This window comes from Gordonia sp. 852002-51296_SCH5728562-b, assembly GCF_001665475.1.
GTDB classification, from domain to species: domain Bacteria; phylum Actinomycetota; class Actinomycetes; order Mycobacteriales; family Mycobacteriaceae; genus Gordonia; species Gordonia sputi.
The window spans coordinates 1-21709 of record NZ_LZMI01000041.1 but is presented as its reverse complement, the minus strand read 5'-3'; the positions used below and the strand labels follow the sequence as shown (position 1 = coordinate 21709).

18 protein-coding genes are annotated in these 21709 nt (G+C 65.9%); 10 read left to right on the top strand and 8 right to left on the bottom strand.

Features of this window, described 5'->3' with window-relative positions; all coding sequences use genetic code 11:
• The 6 genes from A5766_RS07555 (at position 1) to A5766_RS07530 (ending at position 7530) form a co-directional block, all read left to right on the top strand.
• Positions 1-1176, top strand: coding sequence for an acyl-CoA dehydrogenase family protein (locus tag A5766_RS07555; RefSeq protein WP_064904120.1), 1176 nt, complete (start codon positions 1-3; stop codon positions 1174-1176).
• Positions 1173-2771, top strand: coding sequence for an acyl-CoA carboxylase subunit beta (locus A5766_RS07550; protein WP_005206601.1), 1599 nt, complete (start codon positions 1173-1175; stop codon positions 2769-2771). The genes A5766_RS07555 and A5766_RS07550 overlap by 4 nt, the downstream gene beginning before the upstream one ends.
• Before the next feature lie 8 nt (positions 2772-2779).
• The gene (locus tag A5766_RS07545; RefSeq protein WP_064904118.1) at positions 2780-4825 is read left to right on the top strand and encodes an acetyl/propionyl/methylcrotonyl-CoA carboxylase subunit alpha; all 2046 of its coding nucleotides are present in this window, start codon (positions 2780-2782) and stop codon (positions 4823-4825) included.
• The gene (locus A5766_RS07540; RefSeq protein WP_005206603.1) at positions 4822-5979 is read left to right on the top strand and encodes an acyl-CoA dehydrogenase family protein; all 1158 of its coding nucleotides are present in this window, start codon (positions 4822-4824) and stop codon (positions 5977-5979) included. Before A5766_RS07545 ends, A5766_RS07540 begins: the two co-directional genes overlap by 4 nt.
• Before the next feature lie 94 nt (positions 5980-6073).
• Positions 6074-6904, top strand: a complete 831-nt coding sequence (locus tag A5766_RS07535; RefSeq protein ID WP_064904116.1) for an enoyl-CoA hydratase family protein — start codon at positions 6074-6076, stop codon at positions 6902-6904.
• Positions 6901-7530, top strand: a complete 630-nt coding sequence (locus A5766_RS07530) for a TetR/AcrR family transcriptional regulator (protein ID WP_005206616.1) — start codon at positions 6901-6903, stop codon at positions 7528-7530. The genes A5766_RS07535 and A5766_RS07530 overlap by 4 nt, the downstream gene beginning before the upstream one ends.
• A gap of 2 nt (positions 7531-7532) precedes the next feature.
• Here the strand turns inward: A5766_RS07530 and A5766_RS07525 are convergent, their stop codons facing one another.
• Entirely contained in the window at positions 7533-8162 is a 630-nt protein-coding gene (locus tag A5766_RS07525; RefSeq protein WP_231894578.1) for a Pr6Pr family membrane protein, read from the bottom strand.
• Positions 8163-8246: 84 nt separating this feature from the next.
• Positions 8247-8906, bottom strand: coding sequence for a TetR/AcrR family transcriptional regulator (locus tag A5766_RS07520; RefSeq protein ID WP_064904112.1), 660 nt, complete (start codon positions 8904-8906; stop codon positions 8247-8249).
• Between the two features lie 120 nt (positions 8907-9026).
• Between A5766_RS07520 and A5766_RS07515 the strand changes: the two genes are divergently transcribed.
• A complete protein-coding gene (locus tag A5766_RS07515) occupies positions 9027-10436 on the top strand; it encodes an MFS transporter (protein WP_064863511.1) in 1410 nt (469 codons plus the stop codon).
• 62 nt (positions 10437-10498) lie between these two features.
• Here A5766_RS07515 and A5766_RS07510 read toward each other — a convergent pair whose 3' ends face one another.
• The 4 genes from A5766_RS07510 to A5766_RS07495 all read right to left on the bottom strand — a co-directional run bounded on the left by A5766_RS07510 (position 10499) and on the right by A5766_RS07495 (position 15090).
• Positions 10499-11275, bottom strand: coding sequence for an alpha/beta fold hydrolase (locus A5766_RS07510; protein WP_064863512.1), 777 nt, complete (start codon positions 11273-11275; stop codon positions 10499-10501).
• 18 nt (positions 11276-11293) lie between these two features.
• A complete protein-coding gene (locus A5766_RS07505; RefSeq protein WP_064863513.1) occupies positions 11294-12091 on the bottom strand; it encodes a hypothetical protein in 798 nt (265 codons plus the stop codon).
• Positions 12092-12434: 343 nt separating this feature from the next.
• The gene (locus A5766_RS07500; RefSeq protein ID WP_064904110.1) at positions 12435-13547 is read right to left on the bottom strand and encodes an NDMA-dependent alcohol dehydrogenase; all 1113 of its coding nucleotides are present in this window, start codon (positions 13545-13547) and stop codon (positions 12435-12437) included.
• Between the two features lie 46 nt (positions 13548-13593).
• Positions 13594-15090, bottom strand: coding sequence for an aldehyde dehydrogenase family protein (locus A5766_RS07495; RefSeq protein WP_064863515.1), 1497 nt, complete (start codon positions 15088-15090; stop codon positions 13594-13596).
• A 293-nt stretch (positions 15091-15383) separates the two neighbouring features.
• On the opposite strand from A5766_RS07495, the gene A5766_RS07490 reads away from it, so the two are divergent.
• A complete protein-coding gene (locus A5766_RS07490) occupies positions 15384-16292 on the top strand; it encodes an oxygenase MpaB family protein (RefSeq protein WP_064863516.1) in 909 nt (302 codons plus the stop codon).
• Between the two features lie 10 nt (positions 16293-16302).
• Here A5766_RS07490 and A5766_RS07485 read toward each other — a convergent pair whose 3' ends face one another.
• Both A5766_RS07485 and A5766_RS07480 read right to left on the bottom strand, forming a co-directional pair.
• Positions 16303-16950: a TetR/AcrR family transcriptional regulator gene (locus A5766_RS07485; RefSeq protein WP_064863517.1), complete on the bottom strand. Its 648-nt coding sequence runs from the start codon at positions 16948-16950 to the stop codon at positions 16303-16305.
• Between the two features lie 57 nt (positions 16951-17007).
• A complete protein-coding gene (locus tag A5766_RS07480) occupies positions 17008-18663 on the bottom strand; it encodes a sigma-54-dependent Fis family transcriptional regulator (RefSeq protein ID WP_064863518.1) in 1656 nt (551 codons plus the stop codon).
• A 103-nt stretch (positions 18664-18766) separates the two neighbouring features.
• Here A5766_RS07480 and A5766_RS07475 point away from each other — a divergent pair, with 103 nt between their 5' ends.
• A complete protein-coding gene (locus A5766_RS07475; protein ID WP_064904108.1) occupies positions 18767-20170 on the top strand; it encodes a carboxylesterase family protein in 1404 nt (467 codons plus the stop codon).
• A 43-nt stretch (positions 20171-20213) separates the two neighbouring features.
• Positions 20214-21104 carry an exodeoxyribonuclease III gene (locus tag A5766_RS07470; RefSeq protein WP_039855905.1) on the top strand — a complete coding sequence of 297 codons (891 nt, stop codon included), beginning with the start codon at positions 20214-20216 and terminating at the stop codon, positions 21102-21104.
• The last annotated feature ends 605 nt before the right edge of the window (positions 21105-21709 follow it).

The following is a 21709-nucleotide window of genomic DNA, read 5'->3' as shown; positions in this document are numbered from 1 at the left end:
GTGCCACTTGTAGATCCGCAGTGGGAAACGCCGGAACGACGCGCCCTGCGTGACGCGGTTCGCGGATTCGTCGAACGTCATGTGCTGCCTGCACAGGACGAGTGGGAACGCGACGGCCTGATTCCCCGCGAGTTGCATTCCGAGGCAGCCAAACTCGGTCTCTTCGGACTGGGCATCGACGAGTCCGTCGGTGGCAGTGGCGGCGACCTCATCGATGCGTCGATTCTCGGGGAGGAGTTCCACTACGCGGGTGGTGCCGCGGGCGTCTTCGCGTCGCTGTTCACGCACGGGATCGCGTTGCCGCACTTGATCGCCGCAGGCGATCCCGACCAGATCGACCGATGGGTGAGGCCGACGCTCGCAGGCGAGAAGATCGGCAGCCTTGCGATCACCGAGCCGGGCGGCGGAAGCGACGTCGGGCATCTGACGACGCGGGCACAGCGCGATGGCGACGACTTCATCGTCAACGGCGCCAAAACCTACATCACCTCCGCGGTGCGCGCCGACTTCGTCGTCACCGCGGTACGTAAAGGCGGACCGGGAGCGTCCGGGGTCTCGCTTCTCGTGATCGAGAAGGACACACCGGGTTTCACGGTGACGCGCAAGCTCGACAAGATGGGGTGGCGCAGTTCGGACACCGCGGAGTTGGCCTTTGTCGACGTACGCGTTCCGGCGACGAACCTCGTCGGCGCCGAGAACAGCGGATTCGCCCAGATCGCCGCGGCGTTCGTGACCGAACGGTCCGGACTCGCCGTGCAGGCCTACGCCAGTGCGCAACGCTGCCTCGACCTCACTCTCGACTGGACCCGCGAACGCGAGACCTTCGGCAAGCCGCTCGCCGCCCGACAGTCGGTGCAGGACACGCTGACCGAGATGGCTCGACGCATCGACGTTGCGCGGACCTACGCGCGTGGGGTCGTCAACCGCAAGGTGACGTCCGACGACGACCTGATCGCCGAGGTGTGTTTCGCGAAGAACACCGCGGTGCAGACCGGGGAGTGGGTGGCCGACAAGGCTGTTCAGCTCTTCGGTGGCCTCGGCTACATGACGGGCACCGAGGTCGAGCGTCAGTATCGGGACATGCGAATCCTGGGGATCGGTGGGGGAACCACCGAGATCCTGAGCGGGCTCGCGGCAAAACGACTCGGCTACATCGCACAGGGGAGCACACGATGACCGCATTGCGTTCGACGATCGACTCGACGAGTGACGACTTCACCGCCGCACGCGATTCGATGCTGGAGAAGCTCGACCAGATACACGGTGAACTCGACAAGGCCCTCGCGGGTGGCGGTGACAAGTACGTCGAGCGGCATCGCAAGCGCGGCAAGATGACCGCGCGTGAGCGCATCGAGATGCTGCTCGACGAGGATTCGGACTTTCTCGAACTGTGCCCGCTCGCGGCGTATGGGTCGGACTTCCACGTCGGAGCGTCGGTCGTCGTGGGGATCGGCGTCGTCGAGGGGGTCGAATGTCTCGTCGTTGCCAGTGACCCGACGGTCAAGGGCGGGACGTCGAATCCGTGGACGCTGCGTAAGACACTGCGCGCCAACGATATCGCCATGCAGAACAGACTCCCGGTGATCTCGCTCGTCGAGTCGGGTGGTGCCGATCTGCCGACGCAGAAGGAGGTGTTCGTCCCCGGCGGGCGGATGTTCCGCGATCTGACGCGGCTGTCGGCGGCGGGTATCCCGACCATCGCATTGGTCTTCGGTAACTCGACGGCCGGCGGAGCGTACATCCCGGGCATGAGCGATCACGTCGTGATGATCGACGGACGCTCCAAGGTGTTCCTCGGCGGACCGCCGCTGGTGAAGATGGCCACCGGCGAGGAAAGCGACGACGAGTCCCTTGGCGGCGCTCAGATGCACGCGCGCACGTCGGGTCTTGCCGACTACTACGCCGCCGACGAACAGGATGCGATCCGGATCGGGCGTCGGATCGTGTCGCGGCTCAACTGGACCAAGGCGGGCGGACAACCGCGCGCGCAGGTGCGGGAACCGCGCTACGACCCCGAGGAACTCCTCGGCATCGTCCCGCCAGATCTCAAGATCCCGTTCAACCCGCGCGACGTGATCGCGCGCGTCGTCGACGACAGCGATTTCGACGAGTTCAAGCCCGAGTACGGCAACTCGCTGTGCACGGGATGGGCCGACATCCACGGCTATCCCGTCGGCATCCTGGCCAACGCGCAAGGTGTGTTGTTCAGCCAGGAGGCGCAGAAGGCCACGCAGTTCATCGAGCTCGCCAATCGCTCCAACACGCCGCTGCTGTTCCTGCACAACACAACCGGTTACATGGTCGGTAAGGAGTACGAACAGAACGGCATCATCAAGCACGGCGCGATGATGATCAACGCGGTGTCGAATTCGAAGGTGCCGCACCTGTCGGTGCTGATGGGTGCCAGCTACGGCGCGGGTCACTACGGAATGTGCGGGCGGGCATACGATCCGCGATTCTTGTTCGCCTGGCCGAGCGCGAAGTCGGCGGTGATGGGAGCCGCGCAACTGGCAGGCGTCATCTCGATCGTCTCGCGCGCGGCGACCGAGGCTCGTGGCGGCACTGTCGACGAGGCGGCAGACGCGGGGATGCGGCAGATGATCGAGGCGCAGATCGAGGCCGAATCGGTGCCCGCGTTCTTGTCGGGCATGCTCTACGACGACGGTGTGATCGACCCGCGTGACACGAGAACCGTTCTGGGGCTGTGCTTGTCGGCGATCCATAACGGTCCGGTCGAGGGGACGTCGAGTTTCGGCGTCTTCCGGATGTGAGGTGTGAGATGACAGAACAACATTCAACGATCACCTCGGTGCTTGTCGCCAATCGCGGCGAGATCGCGCGACGTGTGTTCGTGACCTGTCGTCAGATGGGCCTCGGGACCGTTGCGGTCTACTCCGATCCGGACGCCGATGCGCCGCACGTCGCCGCAGCCGATGTCGCTGTGGCACTTCCCGGCTCGACGTCGGCAGAGACCTATCTGCGCGGTGACAAGATCATCGAGGCCGCCAAGCTCGCGGGCGCGGATGCGATTCATCCCGGCTACGGATTCCTCTCGGAAAACGCGGAGTTCGCGCAATCGGTGATAGACGCGGGACTGACGTGGATCGGGCCCCCACCCGGGGCGATCGACGCGATGGGGTCAAAGGTCAACGCCAAGAAGCTGATGGCCGACGCAGGCGTACCCGTCCTGGGCGACATCGACCCTGCCGGAGTCACCGAGAGCGACCTCCCACTGCTGATCAAGGCGTCTGCGGGCGGCGGTGGACGCGGCATGCGGATCGTGCGGTCGGTCGACGAGTTGGCCGAGCAGGTTGCCGCTGCCGAACGCGAAGCGGCGTCGGCCTTCGGTGATCCGACGGTCTTCTGCGAGCCGTATGTCGAACGGGGACAACACATTGAGGTGCAGGTGCTCGCCGACGAGCACGGCGCCGTCTGGGCCGTCGGAGAGCGTGAATGCTCGATCCAGCGTCGTCACCAGAAGGTGATCGAGGAGGCCCCTGCGCCTCTCGTCGAACGGATCGGCGGAGATCTCCGTGAACGCCTCTACGACGCCGCCAGGAAGGCCGTGTCGGCGATCGGCTACACGGGTGCGGGAACCGTGGAATTCCTCGCCGACGAGACCGGTCGCTTCTACTTCCTGGAGACCAATACGCGTCTGCAGGTGGAACATCCGGTCACGGAACTCACGACGGGGACCGACCTCGTTGCCTGGCAACTGCGTGTCGCGATGGGCGAGCACCTCGACGTCGAGGAGCCCGGTACTCGCGGCCACGCGATCGAGGTCCGCCTCTACGCCGAGGATCCGTCTGCGGGATGGCAACCGCAGTCGGGAACCATGCACCGCATCGAGATCGACGCGCAGACGCATTTCGGTCCGCTCGACCGTCCGGGCGTGCGTGTGGACGCGGGTATCGAATCAGGCTCGGAGATCTCGACGTTCTACGATCCGATGTTGGCCAAGGTCATCAGTTGGGCGCCGACACGTGCTCGTGCCGCTGCGATTCTCGCCAGAGCGCTGTCCGACGCGGCGCTCCACGGCCCGACAACCAACCGCGACATGCTGGTGAACACGCTGCGGGAGCCGACGTTCCTCAGCGGCGATACCGACACCGGATATCTCGACCAGATCGGCCTCGACGTCTTGTCGGCGCCGCTGGCCGACGAGTCGACGGTGACACTCGCCGCCGTTGCCGCAACGCTGGCGGAGGTGGCCGTCAACCGGGAACGCGCTCGCGTCCAGCGAAGTCTGCCCGCAGGCTGGCGGAACATGCCGTCGCAGTACTCGCACAAGACGTTCCGTACCGACGACGACGTCGAACACGAGGTTCGATACCGGTGCACCCGAGGCGGGAGCGTCGAGCTTCCCGACGTCGCCGACACCAAGGTCGTATCCACGACGACAGAGCAGGTCGTACTCTCCCACAACGGCATTCGACGGACCTTCGACGTCGCGCGATACTGCGACGACGTCTACGTCGACACCGCAGGCGCGTCGGTGCACTTCCGTCGGCCGCCGCGATTCGTCGATCCCAGTGCCGTTGCGCGACCGGGTTCGCTCCTCGCGCCGATGCCGGGTTCGGTGATCCGCGTTGCGGTTTCCGAAGGCGACCGTGTGACCGCCGGTCAGCCGTTGATCTGGCTCGAGGCGATGAAGATGGAGCACACCGTCGCGGCTCCCGCCGACGGTGTGGTCAGCACGCTCGCCGTCGAAGCGGGACGCCAACTCGCCGTCGGCGATGTGCTTGCGATCATCACCGATGAGGCCGACAACGACAGCGAGACAGAGCATTCCGACGCACCAACACCTCAGGAGACATCCGCATGAGCTTCGTCGAAACGGCTGAACGGGCCGATCTGCGTGCATCGGTGGCCGCGCTGGCCACCAAGTACGGGCAGGACTACTTCCGCGAATGCGCCCGTGAGGGTCGCAAGACCGACGAATTGTGGTCGGAGGCGGGCAAACTGGGCTTCATCGGGGTGAATCTTCCCGAGGAGTACGGCGGTGGCGGCGCAGGAATGTACGAGTTGTCGATCGTGATGGAGGAGATCGCGGCGGCGGGCACCGGCCTGCTGATGCTCGTTGTCTCGCCGGCCATCTGCGGCAACATCATTGCGCGCTTCGGCACCGACGAGCAGCGCGACCGGTGGCTGCCAGGGCTTGCGGACGGATCGATCACCATGGCCTTCGGTATCACCGAACCCGACGCCGGATCGAATTCGCATCAGATCACCACCACGGCATCGCGCGACGGATCGGACTGGGTCCTCAACGGGCGCAAGGTGTACATCTCCGGTGTCGATCAGGCCGATGCCGTTCTCATCGTGGGTCGGAGCGAGGATGCGAAGACCGGCAAGTTGCGGCCCGCGCTGTTCATCGTGCCCACGGACGCACCGGGGTTCGAATACAAGATGATCGACATGGAATTGGTGAACCCGGAAAAGCAGTTCGGGCTCTACCTCGACGATGTGCGCCTGCCTGCTGACGCACTCGTCGGCTCCCCGGACGCGGCACTGAGCCAACTCTTCGCCGGTCTGAATCCAGAACGCATCATGGCTGCGGCGTCGGCGGTGGGGATGGGTCGTTTCGCGCTGGGCAAAGCCGTCGACTACGTGAAGGAGCGCACGGTCTGGAAGACCCCGATCGGAGCGCACCAGGCCATCGCACATCCGCTGGCGCAGGGCAAGATCGAACTCGAGATGGCCAAGCTCATGATGCAGAAGGCCGCCACCCTCTACGACGCGGGAGACGACTGGGGCGCTGCCGAACCGGCGAACATGGCGAAGTATGCGGCCGCCGAGGCGTGCGTCAAGATCGTCGACCAAGCCGTTCAGTCCATGGGTGGCAACGGACTGACAACCGAATACGGTGTGGCGCCGCTGCTTTCGCTCGCTCGAATTGCGCGTGTGGCACCGGTCAGCCGCGAGATGGTGCTGAACTTCGTCGCGCAGACCAGTCTTGGACTGCCGAAGTCGTACTGATTCGTCCCGGCACCGCCGTTTCCGATTCGCCATTCATCCCAGACCAACCACAGCAGACCAACTCTGACCGAGGACCACAGGAAGGCGCAGGTCGATGACCACCACAGACAGCGAAGTCGTACACGTCGGGATCGACGCCGGGGTCATGACGCTCACACTCGACTCGCCGGGCAACCGCAATGCGTTGAGTCGCGCGCTGGTGACCCAACTGTCGTCGGGACTGACGAGGGCGGCGACCGATGAGAGCGTGCGGGCCGTCGTGCTGACACATGCGGGCGGAACCTTCTGTGCGGGTGCCGATCTCGGCGAGGCGCTCAAGCGGGGCGCCTCTGCCGAGGAGGCGTCTGCCGAAGCGACGTCGTCGATGGTCGAGTTAATGCGCACGATCCTCGAGCTGCCCAAACCGGTGATCGCACACGTCGACGGGCATGTCAGGGCAGGAGGTTTCGGCCTGCTCGGTGCCACCGATATCGCACTTGCCGGACCGAAGAGCACCTTCGCGCTGACCGAGGCCCGGCTCGGCCTTGCACCATCGGTGATCTCGCTCGTGCTGGTGCCGAAGATGACGGCGCGAGGTGCTGGTCGATACTTCCTGACCGGTGAGAAGTTCGACGCGTCGGTTGCGGCGTCGATCGGAGTCATCACGCAAGCGTGTGACAGCACGGAGGCTCTCACGCAGTCGTTGGGGGAGATCCTCGACGGCATCCGACGTGCGTCGCCGGTCGGCCTCGCCGCGTCGAAGGAACTCACCACCGCGTCGGTGCGCGACGAGTTCGAGCGGTTGGCGCAGCGTCGTGCACTGGAATCGGCGACATTGTTCGCTGGCGACGACGCACGCGCGGGGATGGAAGCGTTTCTGTCCAAGGGGCGGCCGCCGTGGGATCTGACCGCAACGCAAGCCGACACCGGAGCTACGAGAACATGACGTCTCCGCGTACGACGACAAACCGTGAACCACAGCAGGAACGGTCCCGCCAGACGCGGGAACGGTTGCTGCGCTCGGCCATTCAGGTTCTGGCTCACGAGGGATGGGCGTCGGCAACGGTGGCCGCGGTCGCCCAACGCGCGGGGGTGTCCAGAGGCGCTGCGCAACACCACTTTCCCACACGCGAGGCATTGATCTCGGCGACGCTCGAGCAGATCTTCGACGACCTCACCCTCAACGCCGACACGTTGATTCGCCCCGACGCGGACGAGTCACGGCGCGTGCGGATAGCGGTCGAGCAGGCCGTGAGTATCTACACCGGGACCGAATTCAAGGCGTCGCTGCAGATCTGGGCGGCGGCAGCGTCGGATTCGGCGCTACGCGAACTGATTCTGCCGATGGAGGCCAAGTTCGCGCGAGCGGCACATCGGGTGACTGTTGCCGCACTGGACCCCGACGGCACGAACCCTCGGGCACACCGCGTCGCACAGGTGACACTCGACCTCGCACGCGGTCTCGGACTGGCGGACACACTGTCGGACGATGCACGACGCCGCGCGCAGGTGGTCGACACCTGGGTGGAGATGGTCACCGATGCGCTCGACGTCGACTCTCCGGACAGGTGAGATCAGCTGGCGGTGGGCTCAGCATGCGGTCGGCTACGCGCGCCGCGTGTGCCGAGCCAGTACACGCCCGCTGACAGCGCGGTCATCCCGATGAAGACGACCACCACACCGAGCGTCATCGACAGGTACCCCTGACTTCGCGGATCGATGAACGGGTACGGGTACCAGTCGACGATGGGGCCTCGCGTCAATGTGTAGACGCCATAGACGAGTGGGAACGCCAGCCAGGTCAACCAGGAGAGGGCAGGCAGAACCCTAGGTCGGAAGACTGCCCAGTCGATGAGCAGAACGAGCGGGATGAGGCGGTGCAGCACGGTGTTGGTCCACTCGCCGGAGAGATTGACGTCGATGTGCGACAACAGAAGTGCGTAGACGATCGCGGTGATCAGCATCGCGGTGGTCGCTGCGCCGCGAAACCACTGCCACCACAGCCCTATTGGCGCCAACAGTGCACCGCCGAGCAGCACGATGGCCGCTCCGACGTTGCTCAGGATGGTGAAGTAGCTGAAGTAATTGGCGAAACCGAAACCCTCGGACGCGGTGACCGGGACGTACGCGATCGCAGCGATGCCGACGACTGCGGCGACGAAGCGAAGGACACGCACCCACAACTGACCGTCACCTCTGCTCACGCCTCGCATTGTGCCAGTCGCGCCGCACGTGTTTGACCCCACCGTGGACCACAGTGTGCAGGTCGCCCGCGTGCGGTTCGAGATCTAGTCGTCTGGCGTCGATGCGCGACGCGTCGTGCTGTGCTGTGCGAGCGCGCCGTCGACCTGTGCGGTGATCACGTCGCGGATGTCGAAGTCGGCGGAATGGCCGGCCCAATCGGGTAGAAGTCGGCTGACCGTCGGAAACTCGGTCAGGTCGCTGTCGTCGATGGATTGGTGCCATGACACCTCGTCGGCTGACCGCCTGGAAAGTGTGTCCTGCCACTGTAATTCCGAGGCAACGAGGTACCAGACGGCTCGCCAGGTGTCCAGCGCTGCGCCGTCGTCGAGTCCGAGTTCGGATGCGGCAGAGAGGAACGCGTCGGCGAGGGCAAGCGCGGGCGTGCCGACGATCATGCCGTCGCGGAGGATCGGCACGACCCACCCGATGCTGCGCATCTTCTCGTACATGTCGACACCGATGGCGATCATGCGGTCACGAGGAGCGCCCGTGGGTTCGGCCCACGGGATACGTGCCGCGACGTCGTTGAGTGCCAGGCCGAGCAGCGCTGCCTTGTTCGGAACGTAGTTGTAGAGCGTCATCGGCTTGGTGCCCATGTCGGCGGCGAGACGACGCATGCTCAGCGACTGCGGTCCGTCCTGCTCGAGGATGCGGATCGCCGCGTCGACGATCTCGTCGAGTTGGAGGGATCGGGCTGCGGGCATCGTCCCATCATCCCATCGCCGTGCCCTTGGCGAGGCGACGCTCAGCCGCTAAGGTCACGTACTAGTACGTAAACGTACGCGTACGTGAACGCAGATCGAGTGACGGGCAGAGGAGAATCGATGGCAGATCAGGGGACGGCCCGGGTTGATGGTCGCGTCGGGCGCGGGCACGGTGCGCTCATGGCAACCGTGTTCCTGCTGCAATTCCTTGTGGCAATGGACATGTCGCTTGTCAACATCGCGTTGCCCGCCATGCGTGCCGATCTCGGATTCACGGACGCGAGCTTGCAGTGGGTGGTCACCGCGTATCTGTTGACCTTCGCCGGGTTCATGCTTCTCGGTGGGAGGATCGGCGATCTGTGGGGGCGTCGAACATCGGTTCTCGTCGGGCTGGGTGTCTTCGCGGCGGCGAGCATCGTCGGCGGATGTGCCGCTAGCGCAGGAGTTCTCGTCGCCGCTCGGGCCGTACAGGGTGTTGCGGGAGCACTGTTGGCTCCGGCGTCGTTGGCACTTGTGGCCACCATCGGCGACCCGGCCGTTCGGGCACGGGCGATGGGTCTGTGGGGCGGTGCCGGTGCGGCCGGAGGTGCGCTGGGCGTGGTGCTCAGTGGTGTGCTCACGCAGTGGTGGTCGTGGCGAGCGGTCCTTCTCGTCAACGTGCCGATCATCGCGATCGCGGTATTCGCGGCGCTGCGCGGAGTTCCACGTCGTGACGTCGCACGCACTGCGCGACTGGATGTTCCCGGCGCGGTCGCCGTGACCCTCGGCGTGGCTGCCCTTGTGTATGCGGTCAGCGCCGGCGGCGATCACGGGTGGGGATCGTGGCAGGCAGTCGGCGGATTCGTCACCGCCGCAGTGCTACTGGGGATCTTCGCGGTGATCGAGCGGTCGGCGTCGCATCCGTTGATGCCGCCGAGCCTCGTGCGTGAGCGAAGTGTGCTGGGCGCCAACGTGTTCGGATTCATGATTGCCGCGGGACAACTTGCCGCCTTCTACTTCTGCTCCCTCTACATCCAAACCGTGTGGGGTGTCGAGAGTGCGGTGACGGGAGTGCTCTTTCTGCCGTTCTGCCTCTTCGTCGTCGTCGGAATAGCGGTGGCACACCGACTTTCCGCGCGGATCGGAGCGCGAATGACGATCGTGGTCTTGGGGGTGATTGCCGCTATCGGTCTCGGGCTGTTCGCGACGATGCCCGCACACTTCGACTTCTGGCTCGGAATCCTGCTGCCGTCGGCCGTCACGGCTGTTGGGATCGGCGGCTCGATGGTGCTGATCGGAGCGGTCGCAACCGAAGGGGTGTCTCCCGACGACGTCGGCGTGGCCTCGGGCGTGGTGAACAGTTCGCGGCAGCTCGGGGGCACCATTGGATTGGCGGTCTTGGTGGCCGTGGCCAGCGGGTACGCGGTGCCGCGCGAGGGGTTTCAGGCGGGGTTCCTGCTCGGCGCGGTCCTGCTGGTGGTCGGGAGCGTCGCGGCGTGGCTCATCCTGCCGCGGCGTCGGAGCGTCGAGGTAGCGGGGGCGTCGGCGTAGGTGCCCGGTCGACGCACTCGGGCGCACGTTCGACGCTGTAAGGCGCCACGTCGATCTGGGTCTCAGTTCTTCCGCTCGGCGATGACCCGGGCGGTGGCGGCAGGGTCGGGGCGGTGTCCCGCGGATTCGGGAACGCGCACGAGTTCTGCCGCGGTGATCGCTTCGGCCAGGCGCGGCGCGGCCGCTTCGAGGAGCGGGAAGGTGTCGGAGCCGAGGAGAACCGTGACTGGCATCGTGACGGTGAGCATCTGCGGGGTCGGTTGCGAGAAGTCGTGCGCGATCGTCGCGTCGTAGACCACCGACTGTGCGATGGCCAGCAGGTCGTCGAAGATGGGACTCCTCCGGATCTGCTCGACGATCGCACGTGGGAGGCCGACACCTTCGAGTTGGAACGTCGTCACGGCGTCGGCGCGCTGGCCGTCGTCGACCATCTGTTGGAGCCTGTCGGGGAGGTCGGTTGCGGGGTTGTCCTCGCCGAAGCGAAACGGAGGTTCCGAGAGGAAGAGGTGGTCGATCGGTACGCCCCGCGACGCGGCGAACAGTGCGAGGATCGCCCCCGACGAGTGCCCGAGCACAGCGGCCGCGCCGCCGGTTGCGGAGATGACGGCGGCCAGGTCCTCGGCCTCGCGATCCGGCGAGTACGGCCGGGTGTCGCCACTGTCTCCACGGGCGCGTCGATCGAAGACGACGCCTGTGAAGCCCGCGTCGGCCAGTGCCTGCGCGAGGGGCGCGGCGTCGGAGGCTTTCGACATCGCCCCGTTGACGACGACGACCACGGGGCCGGTGCCAACCGTGTCGTACGCGATGGGTGTGCCGTCTGCGGATGTGACCTGGGACATATCACCATTCAAGCAAAGTCAGCCCTGGTCGGCGTCGAGGAGGAAGTCGCGGAGACGATCGCGGTGCCTGCTCACCCACCAGACGCCGAATCGGTGTGCGCTGTACCAGATCGCTGCGGTGACCAGGACAGCCAGCAGTGCGCACAGCGCGAACTCGGTGTCGGTCTGTGCGGTGTCCCATCCCTGGCGGTTCGTGAGCTTCCAGATGGCAACCGGAGCGACGACGATCAGGGCGAACGCGAGCGGGAAGATGAGATTCGGCATGGCGATCAACAGCCCCCAGCGGATGATCACCTGACGGAACCGCCGCCTGTTCCGCCATCGCCACCGGAGGGAATGTTGATGGTAGGGATACATGAGGCCGACCAGGCCGCTCACCGCGAGCGCGCCGAACGGCACCACCGCGACCGCGAGTATGACCTCGACGGCGAACCTCCAGTGCGTGTGATGCGTCATCGCGATCGCCACCGCGATGACGGTGCACAGCGGGCCGATGATCAACCAGACCGCCACGACCTTCGCGCGTAGCAGTGCGGTGAGTTCTGCGGGATCATCGATAGCTGCCAGAGCTCGTTGGGGGTCGCTGGTCAGCACATTGGTGACGAACGCATCGGTGTACATCCATCCCGCAAGCGCATACGGGAGGCCCTCCGGACCGGTGAAGGTGAAGAACCACGAGCGGGGAACCACGTACCAGAGAAACAGCACGATCGCTGCGCTCGACGCCACGGACAACAGGAGATCGCCGGGATGCCGCACGATATGCGTTACTTCGGCTCGGATCGCGGCACGCGTGGTGGGTGTGACCGCCTGCATGCGGTGAGAATAGTTGGTCGAGCTGCGAATTTCCGGCAGCTGTCTCAGGTTCCGTCGGCCGCGGGAGTGCCCACATCACTAAGCGCAGCGACGACTACGAGGGCAACGATGCCGAGTACGCACCAACTCATCACCCCGATACGACGCAGATTCAGTGTCGCCCTCGGACCGGGATTCGCAGTAGCTGACGTGGCCGATGGCTCATTCACCTCAGCAGGCCAACGGCAGCGCGCAGAATCGGCGCCTCACATGGAACGGCCCGGCCGCGGCGGGGTGTCCGTCGCGGCCGGGCCGGGTAAGGGACGGTGTCACGGAGTGGGCGAGCCGTGACACCGAGGGGCGATCAGTCGTCGTGGATGATCACGCCACGAATGTTCTTGCCGTCACGAAGATCTTGATAGCCCTCGTTGACCTGCTCGAGGGTGTAGGTCTGGGTGACAAGCTCGTCGAGCTTGAGCTGGCCGGCATCGTAGAGGCGGAGCAGACGGATGATGTCGTACTGCGGATTGGCCGAACCGAACAACGAGCCCTTGATGGTCTTCTCGTTGAGGGTGAGGTCGATGCCGGGCCAGTGCACCGTGAACTTCGCGGGACTCGAGAGTCCGACGATCACGACCTGGCCACCCTTGCCGATGGACCCGATCGCCGCGGACACCACGTCTTCGTCGACGGTGCCGACAGTGACGATCGCGGCATCTGCGCCCTGGCCCCAGGACAGTTCGGTGATCTTCTCCTGAGCTTCGGCCGCAGACGCGAAAGCGTGTGTGGCGCCGAACTTCACTGCGGTGTCACGTTTGAACGCGACCGGGTCGACGACGACGACGTACTTCGCTCCGGCGTGCACAGCGCCCTGCACCGCGTTGATGCCGATGCCGCCGATGCCGTAGATGACCACGATGTCGCCCGCGCGGACGTTGCCGGCGTAGACCGCCGAACCCCACCCGGTCGGCACACCGCAGCCGACGAGGACGGCCTTGTCCAGCGGCAGCCAGTCGTCGACCTTGACCACGGAGTGCTCGCTGATCGTCGCCCACTCACTGAACGTCCCCAGCATGCACATGCCGCCGAAGTCCTGGCCGCCACCGTGGAAGCGGAACGTGCCGTCGGGCAGCATGCCCTCGAGGATCGTTGCGCCCATGTCGCACAACGACTGTCGGCCCGTCGAGCAGTAGCGGCACGTGCCGCAACTCGGTACGAACGAGCAGACCACGTGATCGCCCGGCTTGACCTTGGTGACGCCCGGCCCGATCTCCTCGATGATGCCCGACCCCTCGTGGCCGCCGACCATCGGATAGCGCGGTGGCAGGTCACCATCGGTGAGGTGTAGGTCGGAGTGGCACAGGCCCGCGGCGGTGTACTTGATCAGCACCTCGCCTTCCTTCGGGCCGTCGAGGTCGAGCTCCATGATCTCGAACGGCTTGCCTTCGCCCATCAGTACGGCGGCTTTGGTCTTCACGGTGTTGTTCTCCTGTCAGAGAGTGATTGTCGGTGGGTGGTGGTGCTCAGAGTGCGACGTTGACTGCCTTGGTCTGGGTGTAGAGATCGATGGCCGACGAGCCGAGTTCGCGACCCCAACCCGACTGCTTGTAGCCCCCGAACGGCATTGCGGTGTCGAAGCCGTTGTACTGGTTGACCCACACCGAACCCGCTTTGAGCTGGCGAGCGGTCTTGTGCGCCTTTGACAGGTCGGTCGTCCAGATGCCCGCGGCCAGCCCGTAGATCGAATCATTGGCTGCCGCAGCGACTCCCGCCTCGGCGTCGAATGGCATGGCCGCGACGACGGGGCCGAAGATCTCCTCGCGGACGATGGAGAAATCGGGCTCGACGTCGACGAACACAGTCGGCTCGATGAAGAAACCTTCGTCGCCCCAACGCTTTCCGCCGGTGAGTGCGCGAGCGCCGTCGGCGAGGCCCGCCGCGAGGTAGCCCGAGACGCGGTCGAATTGCTCCTGGCTGACAAGCGGTCCGAGTTCGGTTGTCGGATCGAGGCCGGGCCCGATCTTGGCCTTCGACGCCGCTTCTGCGACAGCCGCGGTGAAGTCGTCGAAGATGGGTCGTTCGACGAACAGCCGTGTTCCGGCGACGCAGCACTGGCCGTGGTTGAACATCCATGCCGCAACCGAACCCGCGACCGCCTGCTCGAAGTCGGCGTCGGCGAAGACGATGTTGGGGCTCTTGCCGCCGAGCTCGAGCGAGACCTTCTTGAGGTTGCCCTTCGACGCCTCGACGATCTTCTTGCCCACCTCGGTGGAGCCGGTGAAAGCGATCTTGTCGACGTCGTCGTGTGCGGCGAGTGCGGCGCCTGCGTCGCCGAAGCCGGTGACGATGTTGACGACGCCGGGCGGGAAGCCCGCTTCGGTGAACACTTCGCCGAGCAGCAGAGCTGTCAGCGGGGTCTGCTCGGCCGGCTTGAGGATCACGGTGTTGCCCGCCGCGAGTGCCGGGGCCAGCTTGAATGAGGCCATCAGGAGCGGGAAGTTCCACGGGACGATCAACCCGCAGACGCCGACGGGCTCGCGCAGCGTGTAGGCGTGGAACTCGCCACCCGGGACGAACGGCATCGAGACGTCGACGGTGCTGCCGGTGATCTTGGTGGCCAGACCGGCGTTGTAGCGGAAGATGTCAGCCGACCACGCGGTGTCGACGGCGGTCGCGATGGTGGCGGCCTTGCCGTTGTCGAGAGCTTCGAGCTGGCCGAAGTCTTCGGCGCGCTCGTTGAGGATGTCGCCGACGCGCCAGAGCAGACGCTCACGCTCGTTGGGCTTCATGCGCGACCACGGGCCGTCGTCGAATGCCTTGCGCGCGGCGCGGACAGCGCGGTCGATGTCGGTGGCGTCGCCGCGGACGACCGATGTCAGCGTGCGTCCGTTGGCAGGATCGATGGTCTCGAAGGTCTCACCGGACGCGGCGGTGACCCACTCACCACCGATCAGCATCGGTCGATCGGTCGAGATGAAATCCCGAACCTTGGTTGCCAGTTCGGGTGCGACAGCGGTCATGTGTCCTCCTGCTCGAGCGTGCAGATCGTGATCTGCGTCATAGATGCGGATCTGTCTATAGTTCTGCCACTGCTCGGACGGGACGAAGTGTCCAGAATCTGAACACTGCGATGTACACACGTCGCGACAGTGACTGCGAGGTGATTCGCGAAGGGGAGTCCGGCGCGGTGTGGCCTAGACGCGATAGTTAGCGATCGCTAAGCTAGTGGTGTCAGTCCCAGTTCCAAGTGAGTTCGTCGATCAAAGTAAGTTCCTCGATAAAAGTAAGTTCGTCGATCAATGGAGAGGCAGCGATGAAGCGCTTTGCTCTGCGCACCCGAACCGATCAGCTGGATCCGGTTGCCGACCATGAAGAGATCGCCAGGATTCTCACCACCCAGGAGTTTCCGTGGGACATCAACCAGGCGCTGAGCTTTGCCCTGTTCCGCACGTACGGGGTGCCGTCGATCGGCCGTCTTCTCTTTCGCACCGGAGAGTTCACCGAACGTGTGCAGAAGCGCTACGACGACACGGGGTTGATCCTCGACGCAATCCTGGAGCACGGCTTCGGCTCGGCGGAGGGTCGGTCCGCGATTCGTCGGATGAACCAGATGCACGGTTCGTACTCGATTTCGAACGACGACATGCGTTATGTACTGGCCACTTTCGTTGTCACACCGATGCGCTGGATCGGTCAGTACGGCTGGCGTGCCCTGACTGCAACAGAGGTCGAGGGATGGACCAACTACTATCGCGCGCTCGGAAAATACATGGGTATCAAGGAGATTCCCGTGACGTACGATGCGTTCGATCGATTCATGGACACCTATGAACGCCTGAACTTCGCCTTCGACAGTGGGGCACGTGCCGTCGCCGACTCCACGCTGGAGCTGTTGTGCACGTTTCCGCCGAACAGCTACGCCCCGCGCTTCCTGATCAGGCAGTTCGCGTGGTCGCTCATGGACGATCCATTGCTGGACGCTTTCGGCTACCGCCACCCGCATCGCCTTGTGCGCCTGGTGTCACGTACCGCGCTGCGGCTGCGTGGTCGGGTTGTGCGCCGGATGCCTGCGCGAAACACCCCGAAGTTTGCACGCGAGCTCCCGAATATTCGGAGCTACCCGGACGGCTACCAGATCGATCAGCTGGGGACCTTTCCGCGCACGTGTCCGATTCAGCACGGTTCCGCGCTCAACCCGCATCCAGTGGCGGCAGATCGATGAGCTGATCGGTCTAATCGGATTCGGCCCGCGGCAGGCTGCCCACCGTGTGGAGCGCGATGTCGACGTACTTGTCTGCCACCATCTGAGGAGTCAGCGGCCCGTCGTCGTGAAACCACCGCGGGATCGACTGACACATGGCAAGGACCGCTCTGGTGGTTTCGGCGACATCGCTTACGTGCATGACGCCTATGGTCGTCCCTGTCTGCACGATGTCGAGGACCAAGTCTTCGATCCCTTTACGAAACACTCGATACCGCAACCGGTTCTCGGTGCCCGCATACCGGATCTCTCCTTCGACTGCCGCCAACCGAACTCGACTTGTCATCACCAAGACGATTGATTCGATGACGTTCGCCAACTCCGCGACCGGGTCTCCCGCTGCGGCAGCCCGTGCGGCGTGGGCGCGCGCGAGCACGTCGCCGGTCGAGTACTCGAGAAGCGCCAGCAGGATGCCCTCTTTGCTCTTGTGATGGTAGTAGAGGGCTGGGACCGTGACACCGACCTTCGCGGCGATCTGCCGCACGGAGGTGCCGTGAAATCCGTTGTCGTAGAACGCCTCGAGAGCTGCCTGGAGAATGGGCGACAACTTCGGAGGGTCGACGCGGCGCCACCCGGACGGCGTCGTCTCAGCATCCGCTCCCGCGGTTGACGCTGGCATGAGGACCCTAACTATCGCTCGATAAGTTCGAGTTCATCGTAGCGCGAGAGGGGGTCGTCAGATCCCCAGTGCGCGAATGCGCGCGTACAGGGTGGTGCGGCTGATGCCCAGGTCACGGGCGGCATGCACCTTGTTGCCGGTGTGTCGGTCGAGTGCCTCGAGAATGGCTGCGCGCTCGGCCTGTTCGCGTCCGGAGAGGTGGGCGGCCCGGCTCGTCGTGCGATGGTCGGCAGGCAGATCGGCCGGTTCGATCGCACGCGCGCCACGGGCCTCGCACGAGCGCACAGCGCGTCGCAGCACCGAGAACAATTCGACGAGATTCCCGGGCCACTCCTGGCAGACGAGGGCCTCGAGCGTCGGCGCGCTGACCGAACGTACTGGGCGTGAACCAGATGCTGGGCCCGGAGTGATGTCGACGAGCATCTCGTCGATGATGTCGGCGAGGTCGGAGGTGCGGTTGCGCAGCGCGGGGACGTCGAGACGCGCGGCGCACCTGGCCGTCAGTGCTGCGACGGTGGTTCGCGCCTGATCCGGCGGTCCGGCGACCAGGACGAGCGGCGCTGCCGTGTCGGCCGTGCGGCACGCGGCCGCCAGGATGGTGAGCGACCTGTCGTCGAGCAGGTCGACGCCGTCGACGATCAGCGCGCGTGAGCGGCGTCGTGAATCGCCGATCAGGGCGCCGATATCCGGCTGATCGCCGGTGATCAACAGCTCGGCGACGTCGACGGTCGTGGCGTCGGGTCCGGCCATCGAGCGGGCCTTGGTGCTGCGTCCGGTTCCGGGCTCTCCGGTGATCGCGATGGTGGCCTGCCGCGTCGACGGCATGTCGGTGCAGGCCATCGTCCGTGCGGGCGATGTGCTGGGCCGCAGACCGAACAGGGCAGCCCCGCGGGCGCCCACGACAGGCGTGGCGAGCACCTCGACGCCGACTCCGGACGCAAGGACCAGTTGCAGGGTGGTCTCCCGGAGGGCAGGGTCGGCGGCGATTGCACGCAATGCGACAATGTCTGTCGGCGAGAGCAGTTCTGCTGCACGCGAATTGGTGAGCTGTAGGTCTTCGCTGATCGCTGCGACCGCGACGTCGCGACGGGGTGCCGCGCGCTGGAATGCGTCGAGAACCCGACGCTGCTGTGCGCGCGAACGGTCGAGGAGACGGTCGGCGATGTCGCCGACGATGCCGGTCACGAGGGGCACTGACAGGGGGTTCATGCGGTCGGCGATCTCCGTCATGCACAGGATTCCTGCGAGGCGACGGGTGGCCGGATGGATGATGGGCGCGCCGAAACAGCTGAGCGACTTGAACTGCTCCAGGTAGTGCTCGCGCCCGTTGACTGCCAACCCTCGACGTATCTCCGCGGGCGTGCCAAGAGCCGTGGTCCCGACGGTCTCCTCGCCGAGGTCGACGCCGGGTGTCGCGCCGACTCTGTCGAGTGCGCGATCAACGGTGGTGCCGAGGCAGACGCGGGAGACCATCCGGCACTCGTGATCGACGAGCAGCAGTGAGGTGCCCGTGTCTGCGAGCCGTGCGGCGGCGTCGTCGAGGACCGGGCGCGCGGCGTCGAGAAGGACATCCGAGCGTGACGCGTCGTCGACGAGTTCGGGTAGCGGGCTGTCGGGTTGTACCCCGGACAGCGCGGAGCGGCGCCACGACTGCGCGATCACTGCGCGTTGCGGCGCACTCTCCGATGAGGCGAACGATGTGTCGATGGTCACAACATGGCACAGAATCGCCGCGAAGGAAAGGTTGCGTGCCCGGCTGGGTGCTGGATGCGCACACTGACCCGTTCGGGGCCGAACTGTTCACTACGGTGGGGGAATGGCAACTCCGGCACCTGACGACGTCGAATCCACCAAAGACGTCGAATCCACCAAAGACGTCGAGTCCACCGATATTGCAACCTTCGACCCGCCCTGTGGTCGGGTCGTTGGCACCGTTGACGGTCCGGTTGTTCGCGCGCGCGCCATCCCGTACGCCCGTGCCAATCGGTTTGCGGCGCCGGAGCCGGTCGCGCCGCGGACGCTTCCGCACCGCAGTGGCGTCCCCGCGGCTGCGTGCCCGCAGGTGTCGAGTCCGCTCGTGACGATGATGCTCGGCGGTCCGGCGACGAGCATGGTCGCCGACGAGGACTGCCAGCGGTTGACCATCACGCGGCCCAGTCGAGACTTCGACGCCCCGCTGCCCGTGATGGTGTGGGTGCACGGCGGATCGTACGTGCTCGGTGCGGGCGACGAACCCCACCACGATCCAACGCCGCTTGTCGCCGAGCAGAACGTGATCATCGTGGCCGTGACCTTCCGGCTCGGCGTACTCGGGTTCCTCGGCGACGGCTCGCAGGAGCGCCCGGCCAACCTGGGGCTGCTCGACCTCATCGCAGCGCTGGAATGGGTGCACGAGAACATCGCGGCGTTCGGCGGCGACCCCGATCAGGTCACCTGCGCCGGGCAATCGGCAGGCGCCGACGCAGTGGCGCACCTGATGACCGTGCCGCGTGCCGCCCGGCGCTTCCGGCGGGCGATCCTGCAGAGCGCACCCTTCGGCATCCGCTGGAACCGCAGCGACATGGTCCGCGACATATTTGCGCGCACAAGCGAGTTCGACGCCGAGACGCCGATCGGCGCCATTCTCTCGACACAGCAGAAACTGATCGTCGACGGACCGCGGTACGGGCTGACGGGGGCGATGCCGTTCGGCGTGCAGTACGGGATGGAACCGCTCCCTGCGGAGCCAGACGTCGAGGATGCGTGGGCGGCGTCGGCTCCAGACATCGACCTGCTCGTCGGCTGCACCCGCGACGAGATCGAGTTCTTCGTCCCTGGCGTCCCGATCGCCGAGACGGCGTCGCACTTCCCGGTGTTGGGCAGACCGATTCGACGAATCGCCACCTCGCTGATCACGCGCAAGGTCTACACCGCCCCGACCGCCGACTTTGCACGCAAGCACGCGGCGGCGGGCGGCAGCGTCGTCGACTATCGGTTGCATTGGCACGCACCGGGAAACGCGCTCGGAGCCGCGCACTGCGTCGATCTGCCGCTGCTCTTCGGCGTCGAGGAACAGTGGGCGGGTGCGCAGTTGCTCGAGGGTGCGACGTGGCCGCAGGTCGAGGAGGCCGGGCGGGTACTGCGCGCCATCTGGGGTCGCTTCATCCGTGGTGAGGATCTCGGCGAGCGTCAACCCGACGACGCGCGATCGGTGCTGCGGTATCGGCGGGCGTCGGCGTAGGTCGGCGGCGTCTGGGCACCACGACCTGACTAGCGTGGTGTGCATGCGCGTGGCGACCTGGAACGTGAACTCAGTCAAACAACGTATCCCGCGATTGCTGCCGTGGCTCGACGAACGCTCACCCGACGTGGTCTGCCTGCAGGAGACCAAGCTTTCCAACGACGTGTTCGACACCGTCCTCGGCCCCGAATTCGCCGAGCGCGGTTACCAATTCGCGCATGTGGGCCAGGGGCAGTGGAACGGGGTCGCGATCTTGTCGAAGGTCGGACTCGACGACGTCGTCGCCAACTTCGACGGTGCGCCCGGCTTCCCTGACCCCGCGTCGGCGCCGGAGGCCCGCGCGGTGTCGGCGGTGTGCGGGGGAGTGCGCATCTACTCGCTGTACGTACCCAACGGCCGCGAACCCGACTCGGATCACTACCACTACAAGCTGTCGTGGCTGGAGCGGTTGCGCGAGGTCGTCGCGGCCGGGACGAGCGTCGACGCGCCGTCGAACACGATGCTGTGCGGCGACATGAACATCGCGCCCGCCAACGCTGACGTCTACGACCCCGCTGCCTTCGCCGGCCACACGCACGTGACGGTGGCCGAACGGTCGGCGCTCGAGGACATCGAGGGACTCGGCCTGCACGACGTCGTGCGCGACCGCTGGCCCGACGAGCGGGTGTTCAGCTACTGGGACTATCGGGCGGGCATGTTCCACAAGGACCTCGGCATGCGGATCGACCTGATCCTCGCCGGCGCCGACGTGGCCGCCCGGGCGAAGGCCGCGTGGGTCGACCGCGCCGCCCGCAAGGGCACCAAACCCAGCGATCACGCCCCCGTCGTCGTCGACCTCGACACCGCTCCCGACGGCGACATCGGCCCGATGGTGCCCCCGCCGTCGAACCCCGCCCGCAAGGGCGCCACCGCCCGCCTGCCGCAAGCGAAGTAGGCGCCCGGGGCCCACCCATAACGCCAAATGTGTGTCGTATCGAAAGATGTGGGTGCTGCAGCACACAGATCCTTCGGTTCGACACACATCTAGCCCGGCCGTGATGCTGCCGTGCATGCGGGTCGCAAGGTCTGGCTCGAGCCGGGGTGCGTACACAATCGTGACGTCAGCGGGGCGCCGAGGAGATTATTGTCTCGGCGTCGCGCTGACGACCGAGTTGTGTACGCGCGCTGCGGAGTTGGCGGTCTGGCGGGCGTCGGGCAAGGTGTCGCGCGGGCCCCGACCAGCGGCCGGGCGCCCCGCTGGTCGAGCGGGCGCGAGCGCAGCGAGCACCCAGGTCGAGACCACTGCGCGCGGCGGGTGATCTCGACAGGCTCGATCGGCGGGCCGGGCCCGACTGCGAAACAGCAGCCACGCTGGTCGAGCGGGCGCGAGCGCAGCGAGCACCCGAGTCGAGACCACTGCGCGCGGCGGGTGATCTCGACAGGCTCGATCGGCGGGCCGGGCCCGACTGCGAAACAGCAGCCACGCTGGTCGAGCGGGCGCGAGCGCAGCGAGCACCCAGGTCGAGACCACTGCGCCCGGCGGGTGATCTCGACAGGCTC

Bases quoted from the DNA above. Each gene is read 5' to 3' on its own strand.
- A5766_RS07505 (WP_064863513.1), bottom strand. From the start codon at position 12,091: ATGCAGGCGGTCACACCCACCACGCGTGCCGCGATCCGAGCCGAAGTA.
- A5766_RS07540 (WP_005206603.1), top strand. From the start codon at position 4,822: ATGAGCTTCGTCGAAACGGCTGAACGGGCCGATCTGCGTGCATCGGTG.
- A5766_RS07470 (WP_039855905.1), top strand. From the start codon at position 20,214: ATGCGCGTGGCGACCTGGAACGTGAACTCAGTCAAACAACGTATCCCG.
- A5766_RS07515 (WP_064863511.1), top strand. From the start codon at position 9,027: ATGGCAGATCAGGGGACGGCCCGGGTTGATGGTCGCGTCGGGCGCGGG.
- A5766_RS07530 (WP_005206616.1), top strand. From the start codon at position 6,901: ATGACGTCTCCGCGTACGACGACAAACCGTGAACCACAGCAGGAACGG.
- A5766_RS07545 (WP_064904118.1), top strand. From the start codon at position 2,780: ATGACAGAACAACATTCAACGATCACCTCGGTGCTTGTCGCCAATCGC.
- A5766_RS07510 (WP_064863512.1), bottom strand. From the start codon at position 11,275: ATGTCCCAGGTCACATCCGCAGACGGCACACCCATCGCGTACGACACG.
- A5766_RS07550 (WP_005206601.1), top strand. From the start codon at position 1,173: ATGACCGCATTGCGTTCGACGATCGACTCGACGAGTGACGACTTCACC.
- A5766_RS07535 (WP_064904116.1), top strand. From the start codon at position 6,074: ATGACCACCACAGACAGCGAAGTCGTACACGTCGGGATCGACGCCGGG.
- A5766_RS07495 (WP_064863515.1), bottom strand. From the start codon at position 15,090: ATGACCGCTGTCGCACCCGAACTGGCAACCAAGGTTCGGGATTTCATC.
- A5766_RS07520 (WP_064904112.1), bottom strand. From the start codon at position 8,906: ATGCCCGCAGCCCGATCCCTCCAACTCGACGAGATCGTCGACGCGGCG.
- A5766_RS07485 (WP_064863517.1), bottom strand. From the start codon at position 16,950: ATGCCAGCGTCAACCGCGGGAGCGGATGCTGAGACGACGCCGTCCGGG.
- A5766_RS07475 (WP_064904108.1), top strand. From the start codon at position 18,767: ATGGCAACTCCGGCACCTGACGACGTCGAATCCACCAAAGACGTCGAA.
- A5766_RS07490 (WP_064863516.1), top strand. From the start codon at position 15,384: ATGAAGCGCTTTGCTCTGCGCACCCGAACCGATCAGCTGGATCCGGTT.